Below are 5,169 nucleotides of genomic sequence, written 5' to 3'. Positions count from 1 at the left end.
GTGGAATCCCTGCATATCCAGGAAGTAGAATCAGTATTTGCCAATTCAGTATTTCCCAGCCTGTTCAAAAACTGGTAGGCATAGAATACAGGTTTATTAATCCCCTGCGTATTCAGCATACCGAAGCCTCCGTGGAAAGGTGTGAAACGGGGTCCGGGTTCTTCGAAAATGTCGGTAAATACCCAATACGACATTGAGTTAGCAGCGCTGCCCACCTGTTTTAATTTTTGCAGCACATACGCCGCTTCGTGATAACTGTCGTGGATAGGATCAGCCGGGGTATAGGAAGCGCTCCATTCGGTGTAATGGAGCTCCAGATGAGGCATGGCGGAACCGGCAATCTCTCTCCGCGATTGAAGCACATCGCCACTTACACTCATGGGATTTTTATCTAGCACGGTGCCTGAGTTACCAAATTCGTCGAGATAACCTTGCTTTACCCCATACGCGTGGGTACTTATGAAATCTATAGGTACATTGTTCTTATCACAATAGGCAATCATTTCAGGTTCCCAGGCGGCTCCCGCAGTTCCCGGCCCACCCACGCGATAAGACGGGTTAACGCTCTTAATCGCCTTGGCGCTGTAAGTATACAATTTGAAATAGTCACTCTGGCTGCCGGCCCAGAATCCATCCAGGTTAGGTTCATTCCAAACTTCGAAATACCAGGTCTTTACTTCATCTGCGCCATAACGTTCTGTAAAGTGACGGGTAAGATCCTTCACCAGTGCTGCCCATTTTTCGTAATCCTTTGGTGGAGTGACATTGCCCCGCCACCAGAAAATTGTTTTGGGTCCACTGGCGAGCGCCGATGGCATAAAGCCCAGCTCCACGAAGGGTTTCATCCCAATACTTTGTAAAAAGTCGAATAAAACATCAATATACATGTAGTTATAAACCGGGTTTCCCTTACCGTCTTCCGTATATACGGCCATGTCGTCTGTTAAAAGGCCATGCATACGAATATATCTGAAACCGCATTCCTTTCTTACATATGAAAGCTGTTGTTGCCAGTCGGCCCGAAGCCCTTCATTGGCGCGGCCTGCGCCAACGCATTCATTAAACATAGTATTGAGTTTCCCGGCTGTTTTACTGAAGTCAGCATTGATAATCCGTTCAGGAATGGCTGGTTTCTTTTCTTTTATTCTTTGAGCAACAGAGGTTTCTGCAATGGAAGAAATCAGGATCAGCAAAGAAATAACAACTTTTTTCATCTTTGGATATATTTACCTTTCTTACAGGGGTTTCAACTCAATATATTCCTTGTATTATGTTTAACCAGGTTGAAGCGCCACTCTTAAGTGAATTACTAAAGGGCCAGTGTATCATGCACCGGTCCTGCCAAAATTGAAAATCAGGAAAGCCGGCAGCGTCAGTTTTGCATTCATCAATATCAACAATTTCTTGCAAACCGGCTTTCCTGATTATTATTAGAATAGATGATTCAGGGATATCCTACCATCCTGCGTTTTGTTTCAACACGTTATTAGACAAAGTAATCTGGGAGTATGGCACCTGCACCAGACCTTTTGTTTCTACAACCTTCGAGGCTAAGATGGTTTTGGTGGTATTTACCCCACCATTTTGAACCGTTATTGATTCGGCAATGGCCGATGCGGCAACATTTATCCCCTGGCGAAGCAGATCCCAGTAACGGATGCCTTCTCCGGCAAATTCCAGTCTCCTTTCATTCATAATATTTTCCTTACTTACCGGGATCTGTACAAAGGCAGCACCAAATGCCCTTTTGCGAACATCATCAAAGTAAGTTTGCGCACCGGCAGCACCCAATTCAGCTGCCATTAGCAATACATCTGCATAGCGGATAGACACATAATCCTGGAACTGGCTGATCATAAAACTCGCTCCGCCCATTTTTTCCGCCAGGCTTCTCCCTGCCTCATCTGCCATAGGGGTATATTTTTTAATGTTGTAGCCTGTATACTCCCGCTGATCTTTTATATTTTGAAAATCAAGTTTTTCATCCTTTATGGAGATGATAGAGGCATTTCTGCGGCTATCGTTCGGAGCAAAGGCATCCCAAAGCCTTGGATTCACCGTAGCGCCTCCCCAACCCATGCCATAGGGATAAATACTTTGAATACGGATACCATACATTACCATCCAGGTATTACCATCTACATTTCCGTTCCAGTCGCTCGTGTAGGTATACTTGATAGCAAATATGGTTTCTTTATTATCTTCCCCCACATAGTTATTCAACGAAGCTGCGGGCCATAGGTTGGCAAATTTGTCGATCAAACCAAAACCACCGTTATTAATAACATCCTCCAGGTAAGCCAGTGCCTGTGCTTTTGACACGGCTCCTACCAGGTCTGCTTTGTTATAATAACCGGTGTAATACAGGAATACGCGGCCAATCAATGCCTCTGCAGCCCATTTGGTTACCCGTCCGCGGGTGGAAGGGTCCTGACCGCCGTAATTGGTGGAAGCCAGGTTGGCAGCTGCAAATTTCAGATCATCGGCAATCAGCTTATAAACATCATCCGGATTGGCCTGTGGCACATTATCCGTGGTAGGCATAGTAATCAACGGAACATTGCCCCATAACCTTACCATATCAAAGTAACAATAGGCGCGTATAAATCTTGTTTCCGCTTCATAGGTGTTACGCAAAGTGGTGTTTCCCTGCCAATCTATCCCGTCGAGGTGCGACAACAACATGTTGGCGCGGTATATAGCTTTATAATAAAGGCTCCATGAATCCCCAAACATATCCTGGTCGGAAGGAGAACGGAGCTTGTCAAATTCATCCATCATCTGGAAGCCAAAGCCATCAGCGTTGCCTGTAGCACCAAACGCTTCGTCAGACATGACAGTAGACGCAACGGGAAAAGCCACGCCCCCGGACCACACACGCTGTAATCCATCATAAATGCCCACCTGCGCTTTCCAGGCATCACCCGGTGTTTTGTAAAAGTTTTGCTCGGTTGCAGAGGTTACATCTTCTGTATCCAGAAAGCTTTTTTTACAGGCCATCAATGATAACAATGCGGTAACCAGTATATAAGATTTTAAGTTTTTCATCGCCAATTCATTTTAAATTAAAAACGGATGTTTGCGCCTACCATAAAAGTTCTGGGCCGGGGATAATATCCTATGTCCACCCCGGATGAAAAACCTTCATTATATCCTACTTCAGGGTCCATGCCTTTATACCTGGTAATAACGAAGGCATTTTGTACAGATGCATATAGTTTCACTTTACCCAGGTAACTTTTCTTTACCAGGTTGGCAAAATCATAGCCTAACGTAATATTGTTGATACGAAGAAACTTGCCATCGTAAACATACAGGTCGGAGATCTGGGCCCAGTTGACGCCGTCTTCCGTTACCCTGGGAATCCTGTTGGATGTTCCCGGGCCATGCCAGCGGTCCAGGATTTCAGTGCTGTAATTGGCAAAGCCGCCCGGGCTTCTCCAGGACTGTATCAGCTGGTTACCGGACACTCCGGACGCCTGAACTAATAAATCAAAACCTTTGTAGCCAAGTGTTATATTAAAACCGAATGTAAAATCAGGATTGGGATCCCCAATCTTTGTTTTGTCAGCGGCGTCAATAACGCCGTCGCCGTTCAAATCAACATAGCGAACATCGCCAGGCTTTGCAGTGGGCTGAATAGGCGTTCCTGTTTTACCTTTATAGGCCAATACTTCATCTGCAGTCTGGAAAATACCTGCTGTTTTATATCCCCAGAAGTAGCCAACCGGTTCTCCGTTTGCTGCACGGTAAAATTCACCTGCATTATTATACAGCACATTGGTATTGCCGTGAAGCACATGATCATTGGTTGGTATATTTCCTATCCTGTTCCTGTTATATGCCCCGTTTACACCAATGGAATAACTAAAATTCTTACCAATGCGGTTGCTGTAGTTAAGCGCAAGCTCCACACCTGTATTACTCACATCACCGCCATTGATAAGCGGCGCATCAGCCCCGGCAGTGGCCAGGATGGGCACAGTAATTAACCAGTCTTTTGTCTTTTTGCTGTAATATTCAAACGTTACATTGAATCGCTCAAACAAAGTAGCATCAAACCCGATGTTTGTTTGCTCTGAAGTTTCCCATTTAACATTGGGATTAGCGATGCGGCTTGGATAAGCACCCTGTGTGTTTGCCCCTTCAACAGGTCCGAATATATAAGCGGTATTGCTGAAAGTGATAGGAGACAAAAACTGGTAGGCCGCCACATTCTGATTACCCACCTGTCCCCAACTACCGCGTATTTTGAGAAAATCAAGCCAGTGAACACCCTGCATAAAATTTTCCCTGGAAACAACCCATCCTGCCGACACGGAAGGGAAGTATCCCCAACGGCTATCTGGTGCGAATTTCGATGATCCATCCGCCCTGAATGTAATATTCAATAAATACTTTTCCTGGAAATCATACTGGAACCGGCCGAAGTAAGACATCAAAGCGCTTTCAGTTGGGCCGCCGCCAAGGCTCATATATGGAGCGCCCTTGTTTACATTCTGGGCCACGGACAGGTAAGCATGTCGCATATCGGCCACCCGCAGATCCCAGTTACTACCATTCATGGCTACCGTTTGGGTTTTCAGCGAAGAGCTGCCTGCCATTACGCTGAAATGATGATCATCGCGGACATTAAAATCATAACTGATTAAATTATCAAACTGGATGGTTCTCCCGTTCCCCATCGACTGGCTCACCTTCGCGGTATCATTAAAAGAATAAATAGAAAGGTGATATACCGGCGTATAACCATGACTCTGATTAGCGTAATAGTTTAATCCGAGACTGGACCGGAACTTTAATCCTTTAATTGGTTCCGCCTGAATATAAACATCCCCAAAGAGCCCCTGGCTGCTGTTCCGGTTCCTGGTGGTATAATCCATTACAGCGTAGGGATTGGCTTCTCCGTTATTCCATGACTGGTCGGGCTTTCCGGGGTACCAGCCCTTCCTGTCGCTGCTGAAATAATTACCGGCTGAATCATACATAGGCAGCAAAGGACTTGTGCCGAAAGCACTACGTAAAGTGCTATTGTATAGTCCTGCTACCGCAATTCCATGATTGTTTTGATAATTGAATGTGAGATGCTCTCCTATCTTAACAATATTCTGATATAAATTATGTTCGGAGTTTATCCTGAAGTTATAGCGGTCAAAATAAGAAATGCCG

General features: G+C 45.3%; 3 protein-coding genes. All 3 read right to left on the bottom strand.

Annotation, left to right across the window (positions count from 1 at the left end; genetic code table 11):
• Window positions 1-1,214 (bottom strand): GH39 family glycosyl hydrolase (locus VN105_RS07215; RefSeq protein ID WP_325639355.1); only part of this gene is annotated, 1,214 nt, incomplete at its 3' end.
• Between the two features lie 241 nt (window positions 1,215-1,455).
• Entirely contained in the window at window positions 1,456-3,048 is a 1,593-nt protein-coding gene (locus VN105_RS07210) for a RagB/SusD family nutrient uptake outer membrane protein (RefSeq protein WP_325639354.1), read from the bottom strand.
• A gap of 17 nt (window positions 3,049-3,065) precedes the next feature.
• The coding region (locus tag VN105_RS07205) for a SusC/RagA family TonB-linked outer membrane protein (protein ID WP_325639353.1) at window positions 3,066-5,169 on the bottom strand (2,104 nt) is incomplete at its 5' end.

Origin of the sequence: Chitinophaga sp. (assembly GCF_035564935.1) — a bacterium.
Classification (GTDB): domain Bacteria; phylum Bacteroidota; class Bacteroidia; order Chitinophagales; family Chitinophagaceae; genus Chitinophaga.
This window is presented reverse-complemented; position numbering and strand designations above follow the sequence as displayed.

Excerpts from the sequence above, each read along its gene's own strand:
- VN105_RS07210 (WP_325639354.1), bottom strand. The coding sequence starts at position 3,048 with ATGAAAAACTTAAAATCTTATATACTGGTTACCGCATTGTTATCATTG.